A 24,870-nucleotide genomic window follows, 5' to 3' on the forward strand; every position below is an offset into this window, starting at 1 on the left:
CCGTCAGCGGATCGCGTCGCGGATCCGGCGAAAGCGCTCACGTCGCATGCTCCGAGACCAATAAAGCCGCCAAGTTCATACCTCAAGTATGGAAATAGGCCCGTTCGAGGGCTACGGGTCATTGGTCCCTCGCTAAAGGCCGTTAGTCCCCGGTCGCGCACGCTTTTGGGGCCCAGGACCGACGAGGGCGTGCGCGCGGCGTCCATGCCCCCTCCCACCACGCGGCCCGAATAAGGCGTGGTGAGAGGGGACATGTGCGTTCTCCTTCGTGCGATACGGACGGTCGAGACGGTCCGCGGGCCAAATCAGACTGACGTACGCACAATAGCGTATAAAACATACTATAGGTTTGACAACACGCTGTGACATAAACCTCAAGTATTTACAGGAGCGTCAACCGGGACAGCCGTATGACTGCTAACCTCAGAAGTGGGCTAGAAATCTTGAGCGGCGTGTTCGCTCTCAATCTGTGAAGAACCGAGGTGTGTGTGCCCTGCTTGAGCAAGGCGTCGGTCGACGCAAGGGTGGGCGATGCCGCCCGCGGCGTCAGCCTCGATGCCACGGCTTGCCGCACGGTCCCGGCCGCCAAGAACTGATTTCTCGATTGCGATGACGACACATTCGACTGACGGACGCGCCGACGCGACCCGGCAACAGATTCTGCGGGCCGCGTCGCACCAGTTCGCCCGTAGGCCCTACCACGACGTCGGGCTCGACGACATTCTCGCCGAGGCCGAACTGACCAAGGGCGCAATGTATTTCCACTTCAAGTCGAAGCACGCGCTGGCGGTCGCGATCATCGAAAGCCAGGTCGAGGACGGCGCGGCCGGCGTGCGTGACCTGCTGACGCGGGGGCTCTCGGGCCTCGAGACGCTCATCGACTTCTCGTATCTGATCGCCGTCCGGGACATCAAGATTGACCTCGTCAGGTCGGGACTGAACCTGATGGAGTCGGTCGGCCTGCCCGACGGGATGCAGGAAAAGTTGTTCGACCGCTGGATCAAAAACCTGGGCAAAGTCGCCGAGCAGGCCATGGCCGAGGGCGACATCAATGAACAATGCGACCCGCAGGACATCGGCCGCATGATGGTGTCCCTGCACATGGGACTGCGAAAGACCAGCAACCTGGACGACCCGGAACGGTTCCTGGGCGACTTGGAAAAGTGCTGGTCCTTGCTGCTCACCGGGATACTTCAACCGGACCGAATCGACTACTTCCGCCAATTCCTCAGGCGGCGTGCGACGCTCGCCATCAACACCAGTTCCACCGATGACGACGCGCAGTAAAAACGACGGGCGAGCGATCTGCGGATCCGACGAGACTGCAAAGGTGCAGCGGTAATGCCGCGCCAGGTTCGGTCTGAAGCCACTCGGCAAAAAATCCTCGACGCCGCGATCGAAGTCTTCGGCGAGGTCGGGTATGCGGCCGCCGGGTGGAGCACGATCATCGAGCGGACGGGCATGACCAAAGGCGCCCTCTATCACCACTTTGATTCGAAAGAATCGTTGGCCTCGAACATCATCGAGGAAGGGTCGGACGCGATCCTCAGCGCGTACCGAAATGTCTGCAAGTCGTCGTCGCCGGGGCTGGAAAACATTGTGCACGGCTCATTCACGATCGTCGACGTGTTGGGCTCCGACAAAATGGCCCGAGCGGCCGCGCAATTGGCCACGGCATTAAGCGGATTCAACGGGGCCGCCTCGCGCTTCTACGCCAACTTGGTGTTGGAGACGGCCCAGGAGGCGCGCCGCGCGGCCAAGGAAGGCGACCTTCGGAGCGACATCGACCCCGACGTGCTCAGCGCGTCGATCGTGGGCGCCATATCCGGGACGCGGTTGATCGCGACCGCGATATCCAGCCACGGCAGGATCGGGGACGTCACCGGTGACCCCTTCGCGCGGTTGCATCAGCTCTGGGAACTCCTGCTGCCCGGCGTTGTCGCGGAAGCGTCGCTGCCCTACTTCCAGCAATTTCTGCGCCGCGAAGTGATGCGCCATACCGCCGCCGAGGCTTCGGACGACGACGCCGCCGGGGAAACCGAAGCCGATTAGCTTTCGGTGAGAGCCGTTGCGGGACACGTTTTCGCGTTCGCCGCAACGGCGTTTCCGTTATTGGGGTTGAAGCGCTTTCAACAATGCATACTGTTCCGGTGATGTTCCGGAAAGCTCTCGGCCGTGCAATCGCACTCGCCGGTGTCGTCGGTTTCCTGGTGATAAATGCTCCGGCGGCGTCGTGGGGTACGCCCGCCGATCCGGTCACCGCGACGGACTCGACGACGACACTGACGCTGGCGGACCTTGGGTCTTCCTCCACCCTGGAATTCTGGGGCCTGACCAACAACGTGCCGCTGACTCTGCCGGTGCTGCACGGGCTGACCCCGACAGCTCTGAACGCGACCGTCGAACTGCCGATCAATCTGCGGTCGGGGTTGATCACCGTGACGCAAGGCGATCGCACCATCGCTCGGGTGAACCTACCGACCACCGATCAAGCCCCGATCGTCATTCCGCTCACCGGAGCGGAGCTCATCGACAACTTTCTGAGCGTGACGGTGCGTACGTACCTGGTGCCGCTGGACGGATTTTGCTTGTACCCGGAAAGCCCGCTTCGGCTCGCCAACGGAACGGTCACCTACACCGGGGCCGAGCTGCCGCCCACCACCGTGGCTCATTTCTTGCCGCCGGTGCTGCGAAAGCTGACCATCTATCTGCCGCAATCGCCGTCAACTGCCGAGTCCGACACGGCAATCCGACTGGCCACCTCCACGGCGTCGCATTACGGCAAACAGGCTCCCGAGATCGTCGTGGTCCCGCTACAGGAAGGACAGGCGGCGCCGCCGACGCCGCCGGCGCCGCTGGAACGCCAGGTCGTCGTCAAAGAGGGCCCGGATAACGGCCTTTCGCTGCAGGGCGCGACCGGTGTGCCGTGGCTTCTCGTCTCCGGGGCGCTGGGCCAAACGGACGAATCGAACACGGCCGTGCTGTTCAGCGACCTGTCGGAGCTGGCGTTTTCCTCCAGGGCCGCGGTGGAATCGCTGAAGCCCAAGGTGCAACTACCCGCAGACACCGCCACGCTGCGCGAACTGGGGCGCCCCTTCATCAACGCGACTTCCCTGCAACCGCGGGTGTCGATCGGAGTGGACCAGACCCGATTTGGCAGGTCGATCCGCGGGGTGCGCGTGCATCTGCTGGGTTCCTATACGCCGACGCCGAACAACATCGCCGGCCGGATTGCCGTCACGATCGGTCCCGAGACCATCGATCACTGGCCCACCGATGGGCAGGGCAGCATCGACCGCTGGATCGACGTGCCGGATCGGCTGCTGCAGCGCTACACCAACATCGAATTGGTGCTCGACGTCGCGAGCAACGTCGGGCATTGCGGCGACTTTTACACCGCCGGGCCGGGCAACCAGTTATTGACGTTGAACATCAACGGCGACAGCACCATTCAGAGCAGTGGCGCCGCGCCGCCGACCCCGGACGGCCTTCAGTCGGTGCCGCAGACACTGATGCCCCGCGTGCAGGTGGGCATCGCGGAGCACTCGTTGATCGACACGATGCGCGCACTCGACATCCTGGTGGGTCTGCAGCGAATGAGCGCGTTACCGATCGACACCACCGTCACCGGCGTCAAGCAAGCGGTGGATTCCTCGAATCCCGCCCTGCTGATTTCCGCCGACGGCTGGAATCAGTCCGACGTGACGCTCCCCGTGGCAGCCGGGCCCAGCGGGCCGATCACCGTCAACGCCGTCGGGTCCGGCGACAAGCCCACCAAGCTCACGCTGGACCCGATGCTGCGATTCGCCTCTCTCCAAACGGTTTTCAACCGCGGGCGCACACTGCTGATCGCGACGTCCAACGGGGCGCCCGGACAGCTTGACGAGCTGATCCGGTGGCTCAAGGGCGATGACAACAAGCACTGGCAGCGACTCAAAGGCGTTGCGGTGGTGTCTGTACCCGGACAAGAACCGGTGACCGTCGATCATCCGCCATTGCCGGCCGGCGCGGCCGCCGCGGGATCCGGAAGCCATTCGGATCTCGACTGGCTATGGTGGTTCGGCGCGGGTTGGGTCGCCGTGGCCATCGTCGGGGCAGGGGTGATCCTGTGGCGCGTCAGGCGCGAATCATGGCGGCGCCGATAGTGTTTGACTCCGCTTGCGCGCCGATAGCGATTGACTCCGCTTCGCGCCGCTGAGGGCACCCGCTAGCGCGCTTCCTCCCAGAGCTGCTCGGTCAGGTCCTGGAACGCGGCGAGGGCGAACTGGTCATCCACCCGTCGCACCGCGGACTTGCTCATCATGGCGCGCACGACCGAGCCGTCCTTGTGTGCCAGCTCGACGACCATGTTCGCGAGAGCATGGACGGTCGCCAGCAGCGATTCCGACGCCGGGGCCTGATGGAAGATCTGTTCGAACCGCAGCGACAGCGTTTCCTCCGGCTCGTAACCCATCATGTCGGCAAACGCGGTGTTGGCGAACAAAATACTGCCGTCGTCGCCGATGGCCAGCACCGGAACCGGGATCCGCTCCAGCACCACCAGTGCGGGCAGCTCCTTCAAGGTCGTCATCGGCGATTGGCTCTGTTGCCGGTTCTGGCGTCGTTCCACAGCCCGATTATGGGCTATAGCAGAGGATATGTTGGGGGCTTTCCCCGAAAGGGATTCGGCGGCGTGGTTGAAGTCGCTTGATCCGCAACCGAATTGTTCGGCTCTTTGAACGCTCACGTCGCCGGGGCGGCGGCGTCGCAGAACCCGCTGATCAGGATGTCGACGCGGGCGCCGTGGTGGTTCGGACGTAGCCGGCCGCTGCGGTCGAGGGTGACCAGCCCGTGCAGGGCCGCCCACAGCACCTCCGTCAGCGTGTCGGCATCCCGGGCGCCCGCGACCATGTCCACCGCGGTGCGCAGCTCGGCGAAGGCCGCCGTCAGCTCGGCGGGGGTTTCCGCGGCGGCGAACGGCAGCGTTGTCGCGCGGGTGAACATCGCATCGAAGAGCGCGGGGTTGTCACGAGCGAACGCGACGAAGGCGTGGGCGACCCGCGCCAGGGCGTCCCGGCCGTCGGTGGCGCCGCGGCGCGCGGTGCGCAGCGCGTCCGCGAGTTCGCCGAATCCCTCGACCGCCACCGATGCGGTGATGTCCTCCATGCCCGAGAAGTGTTTGTAGAGCACCGGCTGGCTGTATTCGATCTCGGCGGACAGCCGCCGGGTGGTGACGGCGTCCCAGCCCTCTTCCTCGGCCAGCTTGCGCGCGGTGGCGGTGATCAGCCGGCGCCGGGCGGCGCGTTCGCGTGCCCGGCGGTCTTCGATGGCCATCCACTCATGCTAGCGCCGATATAGAAGCTAGCGACGCTATTGACACGATCGGCTCATAGGGTTAGCATCGCTAACACCTGCAGACGAGGAGTGCGCATCATGATCGCCACGCTGTTCGCGGTCATCGCGGTGCTGGGTACCGCGGTGGTCTACGGCACCGACGTGTTCTGCGCGGTGGTGCAGCGGCCCGCGCTGGCCCGCGTCGACGACCGCGCCATGCTCGCGGTGATGGGCAACATCCATCGCTACGGAGACCGCCGGATGCCGGTGCCCGGGGTCCTCGGCCTGGTGGCCGCGGCGCTCAGCGCGGTATTCGCCGCGGTGTCCGGCCACTGGACGCAAGCCGGTGCCGCCGGCGCCTCCGTCGGCATGCTGCTGGTGTGGCTGTTGCTCTACCTACGAGTGAGCGCGCCGATCAACCACCAACTCATCGCCGCGGTCGATCGGCCCGAGCTGTCGACGAATGTTCGAGCGCTGCAACGTAACTGGGACAAGGTGATCACAACCAGGGCCACCCTGCAGGGCCTGGCGGTCGCCGGATTGTGCCTGGCGCTAGTGATCTGAACTCCGAAGGGATATCGAGACAATGACCATGGGCAAGAACATCGGACGGCTGTTGATGCGCGCGGCACCAGTGTTGAACAAACCGGTCGCGGCCATGGCGGCCTCGCCGCGCTTCGGCGCCGGCCTCAGGCGCAGCATCACGCTCGTCACCTACACGGGTCGACGTTCCGGGCGCACGTTTTCGATTCCGGTGGCCTACCGCCGCCGCGGCGACGATATCGAGATCGCCGCGAACATGCCCGAAGCCAAGACGTGGTGGCGCAACTTTGTCGGCGACGGCGCCCCGATGTCGCTGACGCTCGACGGCGCCGAACGGACCGGACATGCGATCGCACACAGGGACGCCAACGGGCGCGTCACCGTCCGCGTTCGCCTCGCCTAGTCGTTCTGGTAGCGGGGGAACACGCCCGTCGGGGGCGGCAGCACCGTGCCGGGAGTCAGCCGCGCGCCGAGGGCGGCAAATGTTCGCTGGTCTTGCGCCTGCCCCAGCAGATCGAGCAGCGTGCCGGCCGATTCGGGCATGACGGGCTGAACCAGCAGCGCCGCGATGCGAACCGCCTCGCAGGTGACGTACAAGACCGTGCGGAACCGCTGCTGATCGGCCTCCGACTCGCTCTTGCGCAAGACCCACGGCTGCTGCGCCGAAAAGTATCTGTTGGCCTCGCCGAGCATCAGCCAGATCGCTTCCAGCGCCAGGTGCATCGCCTGTGATTCGAAGCTGGCCCGCAGCCGCTCCAACAGGCCGTCGGCCGTCGCCAGCAGTTCGGTGTCGGCGGCGGTGAACTCACCGGGTTCGGGCAGCACGCCGCCCAGGTTCTTGGCGATCATCGACAGCGACCGCTGGGCCAGGTTGCCCAGTTCGTTGGCCAGGTCGGTGTTGATCCGGGTGATGATGGCCTCTTCGCTGAAGCTGCCGTCCTGGCCGAACGGGACCTCCCGCAACAGGAAATAACGCACCTGGTCCACGCCGAACTCCTCGATCAGGGCGACCGGGTCGACGACGTTGCCCACCGACTTGCTCATCTTCTCGCCGCGGTTGAGCAGGAAGCCGTGCGCGAAAACCCTTCGCGGCAACTCGATTCCGGCCGACATCAGAAACGCCGGCCAGTACACGGTGTGAAACCGGATGATGTCCTTGCCGATCATGTGCAGGTCGGCCGGCCAGTAGCGGCGGAACATCTCCGAGTCGGTGTCCGGGTAGCCCACCCCGGTCAGGTAGTTGGTCAGCGCGTCGACCCAGACGTACATCACGTGGTCGGGATGCTCGGGCACCTGCACGCCCCAGTCGAACGAGGTGCGCGAGATGGACAGGTCGCGCAAGCCGCCCGCCACGAAACTGACGACCTCGTTGCGGCGCACCTCGGGCGCGATGAAGTCCGGGTTCGCCTCGTAGTGGGCCAGCAGCTTGTCGGCATACGCCGAGAGCCGGAAGAAGTAGGTCTGTTCCTCGGTCCAGGTCACCGGGGCGCCGGTTTCCACCGCCACCCGGGTCCCGTCGTCGAGGAGTCTGGTTTCCGATTCGACGAAAAACCGTTCGTCGCGCACCGAGTACCAGCCCGAGTAGGTGTCCAGGTAGATGTCGCCGGCGGCGGCCATCCGGCGCCAGATCTCTTTGGACGCCTCGTGGTGGTCGGGGTCAGTGGTCCGAATGAAGCGGTCGAAGGAGATGTTCAACCGCTCCTGCAGGCGCTGGAACATATCCGAATTGCGGCGGGCCAGCTCGGCCGTGCCGATGCCCTCGGCGGCCGCCGTCTCCACCATCTTGAGGCCGTGCTCGTCGGTGCCGGTCAGAAACCGCACGTCGAACCCGTCAAGCCGCTTGAACCGGGCGATCGCGTCGGTCGCGACGTATTCGTACGCGTGCCCGATGTGCGGATCGCCGTTCGGATAGGTGATTGCGGTGGTGACGTAATACGGCCTCATCGCAGTTCACCCTATTGTGTGCGCGTGAGTTCCAAACGCCAGCCGCCCCCGGCTCCCGAGCCCTTGAGCCCGCTCGTGGATGCGCACACCCACCTCGACGCGTGCGGCGCCACCGACGCCGAGGGAGTGCGGGCCATCGTCGACCGCGCGGCGGCGGTCGGGGTCGGTGCGGTCGTCACCATCGCCGACGACCTGGAGTCGGCGGGCTGGGTCACCCGCGCCGCCGAATGGGACCGGCGGGTTTATGCCGCAGCGGCCTTGCACCCGACCCGCGCCGACGCGCTCACCGAGGCCGCCCGCGCCGAGATCGAGCGCCTGGTGGCCCACCCCCGGGTGGTGGCGGTCGGCGAGACCGGCATGGACATGTATTGGCCCGGGCGGCTGGACGGCTGTGCCGAGCCCGCCGTGCAGCGGGAGGCCTTCGCCTGGCACATCGATCTGGCGAAGCGGTGCGGCAAACCGCTGATGATCCACAATCGGGAGGCCGACGCCGAGGTGCTCGACGTGCTCGCCGCCGAGGGCGCCCCGGACGTCGTGATCTTCCACTGCTTTTCCTCGGACGCCGCCATGGCGCGGCGCTGCGTGGACGCCGGATGGCTGCTGAGTCTGTCGGGCACCGCCAGCTTCCGCAACGCGCGCGCCCTGCGCGAGGCCGTCCCGTTGATTCCGCCGGAGCAGCTGCTGGTGGAAACCGATGCCCCTTTTTTGACACCGCATCCTTACCGAGGGGCGGCCAATGAGCCGTATTGCCTTCCTTATACTGTTCGGGCGATCGCCGAACTGGTGGATCGTCGCCCCGAGGAGCTGGCTCACGTCACGACGAGTAACGCTCGACGGGTGTACGGATTGGCCGCCGATTGAGGCGACTGACCTGGCGATTCCGTTGACACGCCGTGTCGCAGCCGCGCCAGAGTTGCCCAACATTGGCCAGTTCGTTACCGTCTTGTGATCGAACGGTATGGGCCTGCGGGCCCTTAATTTATGACCTGCTGCTAAATGAGTGGTTGCTGAGGGTTGGGTAGCGCGCGTTGAGTGTATTGACAAAACTTCATCAGAATCCTTCGCCGATGTTGCGTCTCGTGGTCGGAGGGCTGCTGGTAGTCCTGGCATTCGCGGGCGGATATGCGATCTCGGTGTGCAAGACGGTGACGTTGACCGTCGACGGTGTCGCCATGCAGGTGAAGACCATGAAGTCGCGGGTCATCGACGTCGTCGAGGAGAACGGCTTCGTCATCGACGACCGTGACGATTTGTACCCCGCCGCCGATGTCGCGGTTCACGACGCCGGCAAGATCGTGCTCCGGCGCAGCCGCCCGTTGCAGATCTCGCTGGACGGCCATGACACCAAGCAGGTGTGGACCACGGCGTCCACCGTCGACGAGGCGCTGGCCCAGTTGGCGATGACCGACACCGCCCCCGCCGCGGCCAACCGCGGTAGCCGCGTCCCGCTGGCCGGGATGGCGCTGCCTGTCGTCAGCGCGAAGACGGTCCGCATCAACGACGGCGGCGCCGTGCGCACGGTACATCTGGCGGCCCCGAACGTCGCCGGTCTGCTCAGCGCCGCCGGCGCGCCGCTGCTCGAGAGCGACCAGGTGGTGCCCGCCGCGACGACGCCGATCGTCGACGGAATGGAAGTCCAGGTGACCCGCAACCGGATCCAGCAGGTCACCGAGCGGATCCCGTTGCCGCCCAACGCCCGCCGGATCGAAGATCCGGAAATGAACATGAGCCGCCAGGTGGTCGAGGACCCGGGTAGCCCCGGCACGCAGGACGTCACCTTCTCGGTGGCCACCGTCAACGGGGTCGAGACCGGCCGCCTGCCGATCGCCAACACGGTGATCACGCCCGCCCGCGAATCGGTGGTACGAGTCGGCACCAAGCCCGGCACCGAGGTGCCGCCGATCAGCGACGGCTCCATCTGGGATGCGATCGCCGGTTGTGAGGCCGGCGGAAACTGGGCGATCAACACCGGCAACGGGTATTACGGCGGTGTGCAGTTCGACCAGGGCACGTGGGAGCGCAACGGCGGGTTGCGGTTCGCCGCCCGCGCCGACCTCGCCACCCGCGAGGAGCAGATCACCGTCGCCGAGGTGACCCGAGAGCGCCAGGGTTGGGGTGCGTGGCCAGTGTGCAGCGGAAGAGCTGGTGCGCGCTGACCATCCGGCTACTCGGGCGCACGGAGATCAGGCGGCTGGCCAAAGAACTTGAGTTTCGGCCACGGAAATCGCTCGGCCAGAATTTCGTCCACGACGCCAACACGGTGCGCCGAGTGGTGTCGACCTCCGGGATCGGTCGGTCCGACCACGTCCTGGAAGTGGGCCCCGGCCTCGGTTCGTTGACGCTCGCGCTGCTGGACCGGGGCGCCCCCGTCACCGCCGTCGAAATCGATCCGGTGCTGGCCGAACGATTGCCGGACACCGTCGCCGAACACTCGCACAGCGAAATCCAGCGCCTGAGCGTGCTCAACCGCGATATCTTGACCCTTCGCCGTGACGAACTGGACGTCCAGCCGACCGCCGTGGTCGCGAACCTGCCCTACAACGTCGCGGTCCCGGCGCTGTTGCACCTGCTCGCCGAGTTCCCGTCCATTCGGGTCGTGACGGTCATGGTGCAGGCCGAGGTCGCCGAACGCCTTGCCGCCGAACCCGGCGGCAAGGAGTACGGCGTGCCCAGCGTGAAGGTTCGCTTCTTCGGCACGGTTCGCCGTTGCGGCACGGTCTCGCCGACCGTGTTCTGGCCGATTCCCCGCGTCTACTCCGGACTGGTTCGCATCGACCGGTACGCGACCTCGCCGTGGCCCACCGCCGACGCGTTCCGGCGTCAGGTGTTCGAGCTGGTGGACATCGCCTTCGCTCAGCGCCGCAAGACGTGTCGCAACGCGTTCCTGGACTGGGCCGGCTCGGGCAACGAGTCGGCGGATCGGTTGCTGGCTGCCAGCATCGATCCCGCGCGCCGCGGCGAGACGCTCTCCATCGACGACTTCGTGCGGTTGTTGCAGCGCTCCGCCGATCGCTCCCACAGCGCCGCCGCGACGAGCCCCCACACCACCTCGGCCGGCTGAACGCCGAAAGTCCGGGCGCCGCTACGTGCTCGGCCGGTCGCAGCGATAGTCTGCTGCGGTGTCCGCGTCTGACGGCAATACCGCTGCGGCTTGGGTGCCCACCGGGTCGGTCACCGTTCGGGTGCCCGGAAAAGTCAACCTCTACCTGGCGGTCGGTGACCGCCGCGAGGACGGCTATCACGAGCTGACGACGATATTCCAGGCCGTCTCGCTGCTCGACGAGGTGACCGTGCGCAATGCCGATGTGCTCTCGCTCCAGATCGTCGGCGAGGGCGCCGACAAACTGCCCACCGATGAACGCAACCTCGCCTGGCAGGCGGCGGAACTGATGGCCGAACACGTCGGCCGGGCACCGGACGTGTCGATCATGATCGACAAGTCGATACCGGTGGCCGGCGGCATGGCCGGCGGCAGCGCCGACGCGGCGGCGGTGCTGGTCGCCATGAACTCCCTGTGGGAACTCAACGTGCCTCGCCGCGACCTGCGCATGCTCGCCGCGCGGCTGGGCAGCGACGTGCCGTTCGCGCTGCACGGCGGCACCGCGTTGGGCACCGGGCGGGGTGAGGAGCTGGCGACGGTGTTGTCGCGCAACACCTTCCACTGGGTTTTGGCGTTCGCCGACAGCGAGCTGCTCACGCCGGCGGTCTTCACCGAACTGGACCGGCTCCGGGAGGCGGGGGACCCGCCGCGGCTGCCCGCGCCCGGGCCGGTGCTGGCCGCCCTGGCCGCCGGCGATGCCGAGCAGCTGGCCCCGCTGCTGGGCAACGAGATGCAGGCGGCCGCGGTCAGTCTGAATCCCGGTCTACGGCGCACGTTGCGGGCCGGCGTGGACGCCGGCGCGCTGGCGGGCATCGTCTCCGGCTCGGGCCCGACGTGTGCCTTCTTGTGCCCCTCGGCCACCGCGGCGGTCGACGTCGGCACCGAGGTGTCCGGAGCGGGGGTGTGCCGCACGGTGCGGGTCGCCAGCGGGCCGGTGGTCGGGGCGCGGGTGGTCCCCGCGCCCACCGAGGTGTGAATATTTTCCCATTTTGCGCATTAGTTTTGCGCTTCCCTAAGAGGAGCTTAAGATAATGCGCGGTGACGGGAAGCGTTGAGCAAGATCACTTAATTCCATCGTCCGCCGGGCGCGCCGGCGGGCGATTAATGCATACGGCCCGACAAGGTTTGTCGGGCCTGTTTCACGCATGCCGGGCGACCGGCCGCCGCCCTGGTGCGGCGGGCGGGGGCGCATCACCGATCCGAGACCTAACCGCCGCCCAACCGTGTTTGCGTGCTTGCAGCGAAGTATTACCCAGCGGGCGGAATATGAGATTTCGGGCGTTGGGACGAGGGCTGGAACCGAGGAGGTTTTTGTGAGCAGGTTTACCGAGAAGATGTACCGCAATGCCCGGTCCGTGACGACGGGCATGGTTACCGGTGAACCCCACGAACCAGTCCGCCACACCTGGGGCGAGGTCCACGAGCGCGCGCGTCGTATCGCGGGTGGCCTGGCCGCCGCGGGCATCGGGCCCGGCGACGCGGTCGGCGTGCTCGCCGGCTTCCCGGTGGAGATCGCGCCGACGGCGCAGGGCCTGTGGATGCGCGGCGCCAGCCTGACCATGCTGCACCAGCCCACACCGCGCACCGACCTGGCCGTGTGGGCCGAGGACACCATGAACGTCATCGGCATGATCGAGGCGAAGGCCGTCGTCGTGTCGGAGCCGTTCCTGGTGGCCATCCCGGTGCTCGAGGAGAAGGGCATCAAGGTCGTCACGGTGGCCGACCTGCTCACGGCGGAGCCGATCGACCCCGTCGAGGTCGGCGAGGACGCGCTGGCGCTGATGCAGCTGACGTCCGGCTCGACCGGTTCCCCCAAGGCGGTGCAGATCACCCACCGCAACATCTACTCCAACGCCGAGGCGATGTTCATCGGCGCCCAGTACGACGTCGACAAGGACGTCATGGTGAGCTGGCTGCCCTGCTTCCACGACATGGGCATGGTCGGCTTCCTCACCATCCCGATGTACTTCGGCGCCGAGCTGGTCAAGGTCACCCCGATGGACTTCCTGCGCGACACGCTGCTGTGGGCCAAGCTCATCGACAAGTACAAGGGCACCATGACCGCGGCGCCCAACTTCGCCTACGCGCTGCTGGCCAAGCGGCTGCGCCGGCAGGCCAAGCCCGGCGATTTCGACCTGTCGACGCTGCGCTTCGCGCTGTCCGGCGCCGAGCCCGTCGAACCCGCCGACGTCGAGGACCTGCTCGATGCCGGCAAGCCGTTCGGCCTGAATGCGTCGGCGATCCTGCCGGCCTACGGCATGGCCGAAACCACACTGGCCGTGTCGTTTTCGGAGTGCAACGCCGGTCTGGTCGTCGACGAGGTCGACGCCGACCTGCTGGCCGCCCTGCGTCGTGCCGTGCCCGCCACCAAGGGCAACACCCGCAGGCTGGCCACGCTCGGTCCGTTGCTGCAGGATCTCGAGGCGCGCATCATCGACGAGAACGGCGATGTGATGCCGCCCCGCGGGGTCGGCGTGATCGAGCTGCGCGGCGAGTCGCTGACGCCCGGCTACCTGACCATGGGCGGCTTCATCTCGGCCCAGGACGAGAACGGCTGGTATGACACCGGCGACCTCGGCTACCTGACCGAGGAGGGCCACGTGGTGGTGTGCGGCCGCGTCAAGGACGTCATCATCATGGCCGGCCGCAACATCTATCCGACCGACATCGAGCGCGCCGCCTGCCGCGTCGAGGGGGTGCGGCCCGGCTGCGCCGTCGCGGTGCGCCTGGACGCCGGCCACTCCCGCGAGACGTTCGCCGTGGCCGTGGAGTCCAACGCTTTCCAGGACCAGGCCGAGGTGCGTCGCATCGAGCACCAGGTCGCCCGCGAGGTGGTGGCGGAGGTCGACGTGCGGCCGCGCAACGTGGTGGTGCTCGGTCCCGGGACCATTCCGAAGACGCCGTCGGGCAAGTTGCGGCGATCCAACTCGGTCACCCTGGTCACCTAGGGTTTTGCGCTTACCAGGCGTGGACGCGGTTCTGCGCGGGCTCTAACCCCAGTTCGATCAGCAATTCGGTTGCGTCCGCGGCCTGTTCGCAGATCGTGGGGACTTCGGTGCGCTCGGCGGCATTGAAGTTTTCCAGCACGAACGCCGCCGGATCTTTGCGTCCCGGCGGACGGCCGATGCCGATGCGGACCCGCTGAAAGTCCTTGCTGCCCAGGGCGTTAGCCAACGAACGCAGCCCGTTGTGGCCGCCTTCGCCGCCGCCGATCTTGAGCCGGATGCGGCCAAAGTCCAAGTCGAGATCGTCGTGGATGACGATGATGTCGCCCGGCGTCACCGAGTAGAACTTCGCCAGCGGGCCGACCTGGCGGCCGGATTCGTTCATGTAGCAGCGCGGCTTGGCCACCACCACCGAGTGTCCGACGAGGCGGCCGCTGACGATTTCGGCGCCGGAACGCTTGTGCGCCTTGAACTTCGAACCCATCCGCGCCGCGAGCAGGTCGGCAACCATGAACCCGACATTGTGTCGGGTGCGGGCGTAGTTGTCTCCGGGATTGCCCAGGCCGACCACCAGCAACGGCTCGGCCATGTTGCGATCCGCCTACTCGGACTCGGCTTCGGAGGCCTCTTCTTCGCCGGCCTCTTCGGCTTCGCCCTCGGCCGGCGCGGCCTCCTCGGTGACCTCGCCCGCGCCCTCTTCGGCCAGCTCCTCGGCCGTCGGCGCGTTAACCACGTTGACCACAAGCATTTCCGGGTCGGAGATCAGGTTGACGCCCTTGGGTAGGGAGATCTGTCCGGCGGTGAACTGGGTGCCGGGCTCGGTGTCCTCGACCGACACCGTCAGCTGCTCGGGGATCGACATGGCGTCGGCCTCGACCTCGATGGTGCTGGTTTCCTGGGTCACCAGCGTGCCGGGCGCGGCGTCGCCCTCGATGACGACGCGGACTTCGACGACGACCTTCTCGCCGCGCCGCACGACCAGCAGGTCGGCGTGCTGAATGGTGCGGCGGATGGGGTGGATGTCGAGCGACTTGGTCAGCGCCAGCTGCTCCTTGCCCTCGATGTCGAGGGTCAGCACCGCGTTGGTGCCGGCGTGCCGCAGCACGGCCGCGAAGTCATGGCCGGGCAGTTCGAGGTGCTGAGGGTCGGCGCCGTGGCCGTAGAGGACGGCCGGGATCTTGCCGTCGCGGCGTGCTCGCCGGGACGCACCCTTGCCGGTCTCGGCGCGCACCGTGACCTTGAGCTGGTTGAGGGTTTTGGCAGCCATCGTGTCGCTCCTGTGTGTGCTCGGTGGTTCGGGGCACGGCCAGGTTCGCGACAGATCGTCGGTCTCCGTCGATAACGGTGCTGGCCAGCCAGCTACCCTCGCCGTGACGCCCGGTCAGGTTATCGCATGTGCACCTCAGAGGGGAAATTCGGCGCCGGGCGTGGTCTCGGCGCCCGGCGCGGAGGGCGTGGTCGGGCGCGGACGCCACGCTTGTCACTCCTGTCACTCCCGTCGCTCCTCCGGGAGATGTTGCAAGTGCCCACCTCCGAGCGACAAAGGGGCGCCGCGCGGACGGCGAGGCGCGGTTCGGACGGCGAGGCGCGGTGCGGACGGCGAGGCGCGCTGCGGACGGCGAGGCGCGGTGCCGCCGGGGTTGCGCGCCGGCCGACGCCGGGATTGCGCGCCGGGTGCGGTAAGGGTTGCGCGCCGGCCGACGCCGGGATTGCGCGCCGGGTGCGGTAAGGGTTGCGCACCGGGTGTCGCCGGGTCCGCCCGCCGGGTTGCGCGCCGGGCGGCCGCGGTTGTCGCTCGGAGGTGGGCAAAAGGCCCATCCCCTCGGCCAGGGACACCTGGGGCCAGCGTGACCCATGTGACTTCAGAGGGGGAATTGCGTCTTCGTGAGCTGCTCGGACAGCGCCCACAGCTCGGCGGCCATGGCCGCGTCCTTGGCCCGCCGGCTCCGCCCCACCGGTTGGGTGCGGCCCAGATAGCCGAATCGCGGGCCGACGAAGGTGTCGCCGGGCAAATCCTGCGACGCCGCGTACAGGGTCTGCCGCGCGCCGAAATCGGCGTCGGTGGCGACCACCCGGGTCGCGGCCGACATCAGCGCGTCACCCAACTTGCGGCCCGAGGCGCCCTGCAGGTTGGTGTGCGAGTAGCCGGGATGGACCGCGATCGCGCGCAGCGGGGATCCGGCCGCGGCCAGGCGTCGCTGTAACTCGCTGGTGAACAGCAGATTGGCGAGCTTGGACTGGCTGTAGGCCAGCCACGGCGAGTACCGGCGCGCCTGCCAGTTCAGGTCGTCGAGCCTGATGCGTCCCGGCCAGTGCGCCATCGACGACACGGTCACCACCCGGTCGCTCAGCTTGGGCAGCAGCAGGTTCGTCAGTGCGAAATGGCCCAGGTGGTTGGTGCCGATCTGGCTCTCGAAGCCGTCGACGGTCAAGGAGAACGGGGCCGCCATGATGCCGGCGTTGTTGATCAGCACGTCGGCGGTGCCCACCCCGTCGGCGAACCGGCGCACCGACGACAGGTCCTGTAGGTCGAGTTCACGCACCTCGACCTGGCCGGCCATGGTCCGGGCGGCGGTCTCGCCCTTGCGGATGTCGCGCACGGCCATGACGATCGTGGCCCCGCGGCGCGCCAGTTCGCGTGCGGTCACGGCGCCCAACCCGCTGTTGGCACCGGTGATGATGACGGTTCGTTCGGCGAACGACGGAAGGTCTGCGGCGGTCCAGTTCGTCATGGCTGAACAGTACCGACATCGAACGCCAGCGGCAGGGTCGTCGGTCCGGTGATGCCGCTGATGGCTTTCCACGGTGCCGGTCCGGTGCGGCGGGGGTTGGGCATGCGTCGGGTGATCACCCGCAGTGCCTCGGTCAATTCGAGGCGCGCGAGGTGGGCGCCGAGGCAAAAGTGCACGCCGCCACCGAAGGTGAGCATCGCCGGCGGGTCTTCACGCGTGATGTCGACGCGGTCGGGCCGGTCGTACACGCTCGCGTCGCGGTTGGCCGCGGCGGTATTGGCGAGCACCAGGGTGCCGGCGGGAATGCACACCCCGGCCAGCTCGACGTCTTCGACGGTTTCCCGGATGGTGCCGAAAACGATTGGGTAGTAACGCATCAGCTCGTGAACCGCGTTGGCGGCCAGCTCGGGATGCTGGGCGAGCAGCGCCCACTGATCGGGCTGGTCGGCCAACACCTGCACCGCCGCGGCGAGCTGGTTGCGGGTGGTGTCGGTTCCGGCACCGAGCAGCGTCGCGCACAGCATGAGCAGTTCGTCGTGGGTGAGCCGGTCTCCATCGTCTTCGCTCCGGATGAGCTCCGAAATCAGGTCGTCGGACAGCGACGCGCGCCGCCGCGCGATCAACTCCTCGAGGTAGGCGTCGAGTTGATCCCACGCGGCCAGGATCGCCGGGCCGTCTTCGGCGACGTTCCAATCGAAGATCTTCTTGATGTCATCGGTCCAGTCGCTGAACAGGTGCCAATCCTCCGGCGGCGCACCCAGCAACGCGCAGATGACCGGCGTCGGGTAGCGGCGAGCGATGTCGGCGACGACGTCGCAGTGCCCCGCCTCGGCGAGCGGGTCGACCAGGCCGTCGATGATCTGGATGACGAGGGCGCGCAGCCGCTCCGCGCCCCGCGGTGCGAAGGCCTTCGACACCAGGCGGCGCAGCCGGTGATGTGCGGCGCCGTCGAGTCCGAGGATGTTGCTGATGGCCCTGTCCCACAGCGGGCCGGAGGTAACGCCTTGCAGGCCGAGCCCGAGGCCGTGCGCGGTGACGAATCGGCTGTCGCGCAACACCGTCCGGACCAGCTCGTAACTCAACACCTCCGGTCCGTGCGGGCCGACGGCGATCGGTGACAGCTCGCGGGCGTCGTCGATGACGCGGTGCGCCGCGTCGGGATCGGTGAGGTGATCATAGGCAATGACGGGTAGGCCGGCGTCGAAAACGTTCGGGCATCCGCTGATGAGAGTGGTCATGGCAGTCGACTATCCGGCGCCGCGCTGCAAAGACCATCCGCCCTGGCGCGTAGATCTACGGCCCGGGGGTCGTAGATCCGCGCGCCGCGCGAAGGCGATCTGCGCGTATTGGCCGATGTTTTGCCTAGTCGGCGGAGGCGATGCTGACTAACATGAGCCAACATGCGGAAATACCGTCGCTAACCTGGGACGATTTGGGCGTGGTCGAGTTGCTGCCGACCGGAACGGTGACGTTGCTGCTGGCCGATGTCGAGGGCTCGACGCGGCTGTGGGAAACGCGACCCGAGGAGATGACGGCCGCGCTGGTCCAGCTGAACAAGACGGTGAACGAAGCGATCGCCTCGCACGACGGGGTGCGCCCGCTCGAACAGGGTGAGGGCGACAGCTTTGTGGCCGCCTTCGCGCGGGCGTCCGACGCGGTGGCATGTGCGCTGGAGTTGCAGCGGGCCCCGCTGGCCCCGATCCGGCTGCGCATCGGAATCCACACCGGCGAGATCCAGCTGCGCGACGACGCCAACTACGCCGGCCCGACGATCAATCGCACCGCGCGGCTGCGCGACTTGGCGCATGGTGGCCAGACCGTGTTGTCCGGGGTGACCGAATCGCTGGTCGTCGACCGCCTTCCCGAGGACGTCTGGCTGGCCGATCTGGGCAGCCATCCCTTGCGGGACCTCCCGCGTCCCGAACGGGTCGTGCAGGTGTGTCATCCGGACCTGCGCAACGAGTTCCCGCCGCTGCGCGTCCGCACAGCTGTTGTGGCGCAGAACCTTCCCGCCCAGTTGACGAGCTTTGTCGGCCGCCAAGCGCAACTGGGCGAATTGCGGGACATCGTCACCGCCAACCGGCTGGTGACGCTGACCGGAGCCGGCGGCGCGGGAAAGACCAGGCTGGCCGTCGAAAGCGCCGCACGAGTGGCCGCGGACTTCTCCGATGGGGTCTGGTACGTCGACCTCGCGCCGATCACCATCCCGGAAGTGGCGCCGGTGACCGTCGCCCGCACGCTGGGACTGCCCGATCAACCGGGCCGCTCCACCATGGATCTGCTCGTTCGGTTCTTCGGCGACAAGAAGATCTTGCTGCTGCTCGACAACTGTGAGCACCTGCTTGACGCGTGCGGCGCGATGGCCATCGAATTGCTGGCGGCCTGCCCACAATTGACGATCCTGGCCACCAGCCGCGAGCCGCTGGGCTTGCCCGGGGAGCTGAGCTGGCGGGTTCCGTCGCTGTCCCTTGCCGACGAGGCCATCGAATTGTTCACCGACCGGGCGCGGCGTGCCCGTCCCGAATTCGTTGTGACAGAGGAAAACCGGGCACTGCTCGAGCAGATCTGCGAGCGTCTGGACGGCATGCCATTGGCGATCGAGCTCGCCGCCGCGCGGGTTCGGGCGCTGTCGTTGCATCAGATCGTGGACAGCCTGCATGACCGGTTCCGGTTGCTCACCGGGGGTGCGCGCACCGCGGTGCGGCGCCAGCAGACGCTGCGAGCGTCGGTGGATTGGTCGCACGCGCTACTGACAGAACCGGAGCAGGTGCTGTTTCGGCGGCTGGCCGCGTTCGCCGGCGGTTTCGACCTGGATGCTGCCCAAGCCGTCGGCGCCGACAGCGATGTCGAAAGCTACCAGCTGCTGGATCAATTGAGCTTGCTGGTCGACAAATCTCTCGTCGTCGCCGACGACACCGCCGACGGGATGCGCTACCGCTTGCTGGAGACGGTGCGCCAGTACGCCCAGGAAAAGCTCGGCGAATCCGGTGAGGCCGACGAGGTTCGCACGCGCCACCGCGACTACTACACGGCCAGGGCCATTGACTTTGAGTCACATGGGTTGAGTGGCCTTGAGGCGCTGTTGAATTGGGCACAGAGCGAAATCGACAACCTGCGAGCCGCCTACAGCTGGAGCCTGGAGAAATCCGAGCCGGAGATTGCGCTGGAGCTGGTGTCCGCGGTACAGCAGGTCTGGATCCGCTGCGGGCGGTTCCGGGAAGGACTGGCGGGGTTCGACGCGCTCTTGACCGACGAAACGCGATCGCACGTCACGCCCGCGGCCTGGGTGCGCGGGGTCGCCTATCACGGTGTGCTGTGCGCGTGGGCGGGGGCCCGCGGGGATGTGGACCGTTCCCGCGAGGCGTTGGCGATCGCTCGTGAGCTCGACGTCCCGGCGTTGCTCGCCCTGGCCCTGGTCGGGCGGGGGGCATTGGCACTCTACGAGGTCGACAAACTGGAGTCCTACGTTGACGAGGCCATCGACCTGGTTCGTGCGATCGATGATCGGTGGAGTCTGTGTCAGACTCTTGCCTATCTGGCGGTGACGAATTGCTATGCAGGTGAACCAATTCCGATGCGGGCGGCGGCGGAAGAAGGACGTGAACTTGCCGACGCGCTCGGCGACCGGTTCTTCTCCCGGAACTGTCGGACGTGGTTGGGTCTCGCGCTGTGCATGCAGGGCCATCTCACCGAGGCGCAAGAGGTCCTGCATGCGTTGGCCGAGGAAGCAGAGGCTGCCCGCGATCTCCCGATGACGGTCTTCGGTCAAGTGGGCTATGGACAGGTGCTCGCCTTCCAGGGGCGGGCGGCCACCTTGTTAACCTCGGCGCGATCCGCCTTCAATGCCGCCGAGGCGATGGGTGGACTCTACGGAGACACCATGTATGCGATGTTTGCGCATGCGGCCCTGATTACCGGCGATGGCGCGGGCGCACGGCAGGCAGCCGAAGAGGCGTGGCGGCATACGGTTCCGGCGCGCGAGCTTTACGCGAGGTGTTTCAATCCGATGGCCGAGGCCGCGCTGGCATGCGGTGACGTCGCCGCCGCCCGCCGTTGGGTCGATGACACCGTCGCGATGGTCCCGGGTTGGCACCAAATGGGTGCGCGAACGGTGCGGGCGCACATCGCGTTAGCCCAAGGCGATCTCGACCAGGCCGAGCGCGACGCACACGAAGCCCTCGTGATCGCCGCCCGCACCCAGGGATATCTGCGGGTGGCCGACGCGTTGGAATGCCTCGTCCGATTGGCTGCCGGCGTCGGCACCCATTCATACGGGGCCCGCCTGCTCGGCGCGTCCGCCGCGATCCGCGAGCGCATGGGTCATGCCCGCTTTGCGTTGTATCGGGAGGGCTACGACTCGGCAGTGGCGGCCATACGAGAAGGATTGGGGCAGAATGCCTTTGACGCCGCCTGGGCGGAAGGGGCCGCGCTATCCACCGAAGAGGCGATCGCCTACGCGCAACGCGGGCGTGGCGAACGCAAACGCCCGAGTAGCGGCTGGGAATCGCTGACGCCCATGGAGAACGATGTGGTACGCCTGGTCCGTGAAGGCCTGGGCAACAAGGAGATCGGCGCGCGGCTTTTCATCTCGCCGCGCACCGTCCAGACGCACCTCACCCACGTCTACTCGAAGCTCGGCCTGACATCCCGGGTCCAGCTGGTGCAGGAAGCGGGCCGTCGCTCCTGAATTTACTTCGCCGCGACGACGAATCCGCGGATGATCGTGTCGATGTCCGTCGACTCCGCGGCGGCCTGGTTGGCCATGCTGGTGATGGTCAGCTGCACCAGGTAGCGCTTGTGGTCCGGCGGCGGCCCGGTGGGGATGACGATGCGGTTCCAACTGTGTAGCCGCATGCCGTCGAGGTCGTAGCTGCCCTGGATCATCGACGACGGGAAGCCGTTGTACGGCGTGCCCGAGGCGTCCAGCTGCTTGAAGTTCTCGAACAGGCGCGCATCGTCGTTGCCGTGCTTGATGACTTCGGCCGGGTCGAAATCCCCGTTCAGCTGGAAGACCACCAGCCGCGCCGTCGGAAATTTACCGCCCTTGGAGATGATCAAGGTTTGCGGTGTGATGTTGGGACTGGTGAACGGCGCCCAGCCCTGCGGCGTCGGGATCGAGATCGTCAGGCCGGGAACGGATTCCGGTGCCACGGGTTGGCCGGTCACCCCGATGCTTTGCAGATACTGCGACAGGGGGACCGGCTTTGCCGTCGGCGTGGTGGTAGAGGTCGTCGGCGTCTTCGACAAGATCGATTGATAGTCAGGAGCTTTCGGGGCGCAGCCGGCGGCCGACACGGCCAGTGCAACTATCGCGGCACCGGCCGCGCAGCTGCCGAACCGATTCACAGAATCTCGCGGACCGCGTCGATCGGGCGGGCCAGCCGAGTGCCCTTCGTCGTGACGACGAAGGGTCGTTCGATCAGGATCGGGTGTTCGACCATGGCGTCGAGCAATTGCTCATCGGTCGCGTCGGCGAGATTGAGCTCCTCATACAGCGATTCACGCTTGCGCACCGCCGTACGCACGTCGATGCCGGCGTCGCGAATCATCTTCACCAGCTCGGCACGCGACGGCGGGTTCTTCAGGTACTCGACGACTTCGGGCTCAAGGCCGCTGTCGCGCAACAGGTCCAGCGTCTTGCGGGAGGTGCTGCAGCGGGGGTTGTGGTAGATGACGGTGTCGGCCATTTAGGCGTCCCCGTCGAACAGCCCTGTGACCGAGCCGTTTTCGAACACGGCACGGATGGTGCTGGCCAGCAGTGGCGCGATGGACAGGACCGTCAGCTGCGGGAAACGCTTCTCCTCACCGATCGGCAAGGTGTTCGTCACGATCACCTCCCGGGCGCCGCAGCCGGCCAGCCGCTCGGCCGCCGGGTCGGAGAGCACACCGTGCGTCGCGGCGATCACCACGTCGGCCGCGCCGTCGTCGTGCAGCAGCTTGACCGCGCCGGCGATGGTGCCACCCGTGTCGATCATGTCGTCGATCAAGACGCAGGTGCGTCCCGCCACCTCACCGACGACGCGGTTGGACACCACCTGGTTGGGCACCCGCGGGTCGCGGGTCTTGTGGATGAACGCCAGCGGGACACCGCCCAGGGCGTCGGCCCATTTCTCGGCGATGCGCACCCGGCCGGAGTCGGGGGAGACGACCACCATGTTGCCGTCGGGGTAGTTGTCCCGGATGTAGCCGGTGAGCAGGTTCTGCCCGCGCATGTGATCGACGGGCCCGTCGAAGAAGCCCTGGATCTGATCGGTGTGCAGGTCGACGGTCACGATCCGGTCGGCGCCGGCGGTCTTGAGCAGGTCGGCGACCAGGCGCGCCGAGATCGGTTCGCGGCCGCGGTGCTTCTTGTCTTGGCGGGCGTAGGGGTAGAACGGCATGACGGCGGTGATCCGCTTGGCGCTGCCCCGCTTGAGCGCGTCGATCATGATGAGCTGTTCCATCAGCCAGTTGTTCACCGGCGCCGGCGCCGACTGCAACACGAAGGCGTCGCACCCGCGGACCGATTCGTGGAACCGGACGAAGATCTCGCCGTTGGCGAACTCGCGCGCGGTCTGCGCGGTGACGTGGACGTCGAGCTCCTTGGCCACCTGCTCGGCCAGCTCGGGGTGCGCCCGACCGGAGAAGAGCATCAAATTTTTGCGGTTATCGGTCCAGTCGTGGCTCACCGTGCTGCCCTTGCCGTTCGGATCCCAATGGAAGTGCCCATCGTACGAAGCGAATCGTACGGAAATGTGGCCGGGTTGCCAGCTACCGACGTCACGATGTCTGTTCGGTTTCTGCGGCGGGCGGCTGGCCGGTGGCCTTTTCGGCGGCCTCGGCCGCTTGCGCGGCGGCGCTGCCGGGGCGCTTGCGGTGCACCCAGCCCTCGATGTTGCGTTGCGGACCTGCGGAGACCGCCAGCGTTCCCGGCGGGACGTCGTTGCGCACCACGGTGCCCGCGCCGGTGTAGGCGCCGTCGCCGACCGTCACCGGAGCCACGAACATGGTGTCCGACCCGGTGCGGACGTGCGAACCGATGGTGGTCCGCCGCTTGGATTCGCCGTCGTAGTTGACGAACACGCTGGACGCGCCGATGTTGCTGTGCTCGCCGATGTCGGCGTCCCCGACATAGGTCAGGTGCGGCACTTTGGAGCCGGTGCCGATGGTGGAGTTCTTGGTCTCGACGAACGCGCCCAGCTTGCCGTCGTCGCCCAGCACGGTGCCGGGCCGCAGGTAGGTGAACGGGCCGACGGTGGCCCCGGCGCCGATGGACGACGAGGTGCCGTGGGTCCGCACCACCGAGGCGCCGTCGCCGACGCTGACGTCGGTCAGGGTGGTGTCCGGGCCAACGACGCAGTGCCCGCCGACCTGGGTGCGGCCCAGCAGCTGAGTCCCGGGGTGGATCACGGTGTCGCGGCCGATCGTCACGTCGACGTCGATCCAGGTGGTGGCCGGGTCGACGATGGTGACGCCGGCCATCTGGTGGGCGGCGACGATGCGCCGGTTGAGCTCGGCGCCCAGCTGCGCGAGCTGGACCCGGTTGTTGACGCCGGCCACCAGCGCGCTGTCGTCGACGTGGCGGGCGTGGATCGCCAGGCCGTCGCCGCGCAGGATGGCGATGACGTCGGTCAGATACAGCTCCTGCTGGGCGTTGTTGGAGCTCAACCGGTTCAGCGCCGAGCGCAACGCCGCGATGTCGAAGGCGTAGACGCCGGCGTTGACCTCGCGGATCTCGCGCTGGGATTCGGTGGCGTCGGCGTGCTCCACGATCGCCGTGACCTGGTTGTCCTGGGTGCGCAGGATGCGGCCGTAGCCGCTGGGGTCGCTCAACGTCGTGGTCAGCACCGTGGCCGCGGCCGGCGCCGCGCTATGGGCGGCGATGAGGTCGGCGAGGGTGTCGGCGTCCAGCAGCGGGGTGTCGCCCGAGGTGACGACGACCACCCCGGCGTAGTCCTCGGGCAGCGCGGACAGGCCGCACAGGACGGCGTCGCCGGTGCCCCGCGGCCGGTCCTGCAGGGCCACGTCGATGGGGCGTCCGAGGGCGTCGGCCCAGTCGGCGACGAGCGGGGCGATGCGCTCGTGATCGTGGCCCAGCACCACGGCCAGGTGCTGCGGCGCCACCTTGGCGATCGCGTGCAGGAGGTGGGACAGCATGCTGCGCCCGCCGATGGTGTGCAGCACCTTCGGGGTGTCCGACCGCATCCGGGTGCCGGGCCCGGCCGCGAGCACCACGACCGCGGTATCACCAGGAGACGACATCAACCCTCCTTTTCGGGTTCGTCCCGCGCGGGCTGCGCGCGGAAGCGCCGAC

22 protein-coding genes are annotated in these 24,870 nt (G+C 67.3%); 11 read left to right on the forward strand and 11 right to left on the reverse strand.

The annotated features are described in order from the left end of the window. The first annotated feature begins 609 nt into the window (after positions 1-609). The 3 genes from P6281_RS05065 to P6281_RS05075 all read left to right on the forward strand — a co-directional run bounded on the left by P6281_RS05065 (position 610) and on the right by P6281_RS05075 (position 4,145). Complete coding sequence (locus tag P6281_RS05065; protein WP_009954293.1) at positions 610-1,287, forward strand: TetR/AcrR family transcriptional regulator; 678 nt, start codon at positions 610-612, stop codon at positions 1,285-1,287. 54 nt (positions 1,288-1,341) lie between these two features. Continuing rightward, on the forward strand, positions 1,342-2,052 hold the full coding sequence (locus tag P6281_RS05070; RefSeq protein WP_014383950.1) for a TetR/AcrR family transcriptional regulator: 711 nt from the start codon (positions 1,342-1,344) through the stop codon (positions 2,050-2,052). An 83-nt stretch (positions 2,053-2,135) separates the two neighbouring features. Beyond that, positions 2,136-4,145: a hypothetical protein gene (locus tag P6281_RS05075; protein WP_014941367.1), complete on the forward strand. Its 2,010-nt coding sequence runs from the start codon at positions 2,136-2,138 to the stop codon at positions 4,143-4,145. Between the two features lie 62 nt (positions 4,146-4,207). Here P6281_RS05075 and P6281_RS05080 read toward each other — a convergent pair whose 3' ends face one another. Further along, a complete protein-coding gene (locus P6281_RS05080; protein WP_008254177.1) occupies positions 4,208-4,570 on the reverse strand; it encodes a PAS domain S-box protein in 363 nt (120 codons plus the stop codon). A gap of 152 nt (positions 4,571-4,722) precedes the next feature. Next, positions 4,723-5,313 carry a TetR/AcrR family transcriptional regulator gene (locus tag P6281_RS05085; protein ID WP_009954289.1) on the reverse strand — a complete coding sequence of 197 codons (591 nt, stop codon included), beginning with the start codon at positions 5,311-5,313 and terminating at the stop codon, positions 4,723-4,725. 90 nt (positions 5,314-5,403) lie between these two features. On the opposite strand from P6281_RS05085, the gene P6281_RS05090 reads away from it, so the two are divergent. Both P6281_RS05090 and P6281_RS05095 read left to right on the forward strand, forming a co-directional pair. After that, positions 5,404-5,877 carry a DUF1772 domain-containing protein gene (locus P6281_RS05090; RefSeq protein WP_014383953.1) on the forward strand — a complete coding sequence of 158 codons (474 nt, stop codon included), beginning with the start codon at positions 5,404-5,406 and terminating at the stop codon, positions 5,875-5,877. 22 nt (positions 5,878-5,899) lie between these two features. After that, positions 5,900-6,259, forward strand: coding sequence for a nitroreductase/quinone reductase family protein (locus tag P6281_RS05095; RefSeq protein ID WP_009954286.1), 360 nt, complete (start codon positions 5,900-5,902; stop codon positions 6,257-6,259). On the opposite strand, the gene metG is transcribed toward P6281_RS05095, so the two are convergent. Then, positions 6,256-7,800, reverse strand: a complete 1,545-nt coding sequence (metG, locus tag P6281_RS05100) for a methionine--tRNA ligase (protein ID WP_014383954.1) — start codon at positions 7,798-7,800, stop codon at positions 6,256-6,258. The two genes, P6281_RS05095 and metG, sit on opposite strands and share 4 nt — an antisense overlap. Before the next feature lie 18 nt (positions 7,801-7,818). On the opposite strand from metG, the gene P6281_RS05105 reads away from it, so the two are divergent. The 5 genes from P6281_RS05105 to P6281_RS05125 all read left to right on the forward strand — a co-directional run bounded on the left by P6281_RS05105 (position 7,819) and on the right by P6281_RS05125 (position 13,848). Further along, positions 7,819-8,661 (forward strand): TatD family hydrolase, encoded by an 843-nt coding sequence (locus tag P6281_RS05105; RefSeq protein ID WP_080587983.1) that lies wholly within the window; start codon positions 7,819-7,821, stop codon positions 8,659-8,661. Positions 8,662-8,828: 167 nt separating this feature from the next. Beyond that, complete coding sequence (locus P6281_RS05110) at positions 8,829-9,956, forward strand: resuscitation-promoting factor (RefSeq protein ID WP_008254190.1); 1,128 nt, start codon at positions 8,829-8,831, stop codon at positions 9,954-9,956. Then, positions 9,920-10,861: a 16S rRNA (adenine(1518)-N(6)/adenine(1519)-N(6))-dimethyltransferase RsmA gene (rsmA, locus tag P6281_RS05115; RefSeq protein WP_014379327.1), complete on the forward strand. Its 942-nt coding sequence runs from the start codon at positions 9,920-9,922 to the stop codon at positions 10,859-10,861. The genes P6281_RS05110 and rsmA overlap by 37 nt, the downstream gene beginning before the upstream one ends. Before the next feature lie 58 nt (positions 10,862-10,919). Then, positions 10,920-11,876 (forward strand): 4-(cytidine 5'-diphospho)-2-C-methyl-D-erythritol kinase, encoded by a 957-nt coding sequence (locus tag P6281_RS05120; RefSeq protein ID WP_043954503.1) that lies wholly within the window; start codon positions 10,920-10,922, stop codon positions 11,874-11,876. A 337-nt stretch (positions 11,877-12,213) separates the two neighbouring features. Further along, entirely contained in the window at positions 12,214-13,848 is a 1,635-nt protein-coding gene (locus P6281_RS05125) for a fatty acyl-AMP ligase (RefSeq protein WP_008254197.1), read from the forward strand. Between the two features lie 10 nt (positions 13,849-13,858). On the opposite strand, the gene pth is transcribed toward P6281_RS05125, so the two are convergent. From pth to P6281_RS05145, 4 genes are all read right to left on the reverse strand, one after another. Then, complete coding sequence (pth, locus tag P6281_RS05130) at positions 13,859-14,434, reverse strand: aminoacyl-tRNA hydrolase (RefSeq protein WP_008254198.1); 576 nt, start codon at positions 14,432-14,434, stop codon at positions 13,859-13,861. A 12-nt stretch (positions 14,435-14,446) separates the two neighbouring features. Continuing rightward, on the reverse strand, positions 14,447-15,112 hold the full coding sequence (locus tag P6281_RS05135) for a 50S ribosomal protein L25/general stress protein Ctc (protein ID WP_008254200.1): 666 nt from the start codon (positions 15,110-15,112) through the stop codon (positions 14,447-14,449). A 595-nt stretch (positions 15,113-15,707) separates the two neighbouring features. Next, positions 15,708-16,577 carry an oxidoreductase gene (locus P6281_RS05140; protein ID WP_014379330.1) on the reverse strand — a complete coding sequence of 290 codons (870 nt, stop codon included), beginning with the start codon at positions 16,575-16,577 and terminating at the stop codon, positions 15,708-15,710. Then, positions 16,574-17,815, reverse strand: coding sequence for a cytochrome P450 (locus P6281_RS05145; RefSeq protein WP_009952965.1), 1,242 nt, complete (start codon positions 17,813-17,815; stop codon positions 16,574-16,576). The genes P6281_RS05140 and P6281_RS05145 overlap by 4 nt, the downstream gene beginning before the upstream one ends. Positions 17,816-17,955: 140 nt before the next feature. Between P6281_RS05145 and P6281_RS05150 the strand changes: the two genes are divergently transcribed. Beyond that, the gene (locus P6281_RS05150) at positions 17,956-21,264 is read left to right on the forward strand and encodes a helix-turn-helix transcriptional regulator (RefSeq protein WP_442757117.1); all 3,309 of its coding nucleotides are present in this window, start codon (positions 17,956-17,958) and stop codon (positions 21,262-21,264) included. A gap of 2 nt (positions 21,265-21,266) precedes the next feature. Here the strand turns inward: P6281_RS05150 and P6281_RS05155 are convergent, their stop codons facing one another. The 4 genes from P6281_RS05155 to glmU form a co-directional block, all read right to left on the reverse strand. Beyond that, on the reverse strand, positions 21,267-21,923 hold the full coding sequence (locus tag P6281_RS05155; protein WP_014941374.1) for an LpqN/LpqT family lipoprotein: 657 nt from the start codon (positions 21,921-21,923) through the stop codon (positions 21,267-21,269). Next, on the reverse strand, positions 21,920-22,264 hold the full coding sequence (gene arsC, locus P6281_RS05160; protein WP_008254208.1) for an arsenate reductase (glutaredoxin): 345 nt from the start codon (positions 22,262-22,264) through the stop codon (positions 21,920-21,922). The genes P6281_RS05155 and arsC overlap by 4 nt, the downstream gene beginning before the upstream one ends. Continuing rightward, positions 22,265-23,245 (reverse strand): ribose-phosphate diphosphokinase, encoded by a 981-nt coding sequence (locus P6281_RS05165; RefSeq protein ID WP_008254209.1) that lies wholly within the window; start codon positions 23,243-23,245, stop codon positions 22,265-22,267. A 91-nt stretch (positions 23,246-23,336) separates the two neighbouring features. Beyond that, complete coding sequence (gene glmU, locus P6281_RS05170; protein ID WP_008254210.1) at positions 23,337-24,818, reverse strand: bifunctional UDP-N-acetylglucosamine diphosphorylase/glucosamine-1-phosphate N-acetyltransferase GlmU; 1,482 nt, start codon at positions 24,816-24,818, stop codon at positions 23,337-23,339. Positions 24,819-24,870 lie beyond the last annotated feature (52 nt).

The organism is Mycobacterium sp. 5-140-3-2 (assembly GCF_035666375.1).
Lineage (GTDB): Bacteria > Actinomycetota > Actinomycetes > Mycobacteriales > Mycobacteriaceae > Mycobacterium > Mycobacterium intracellulare.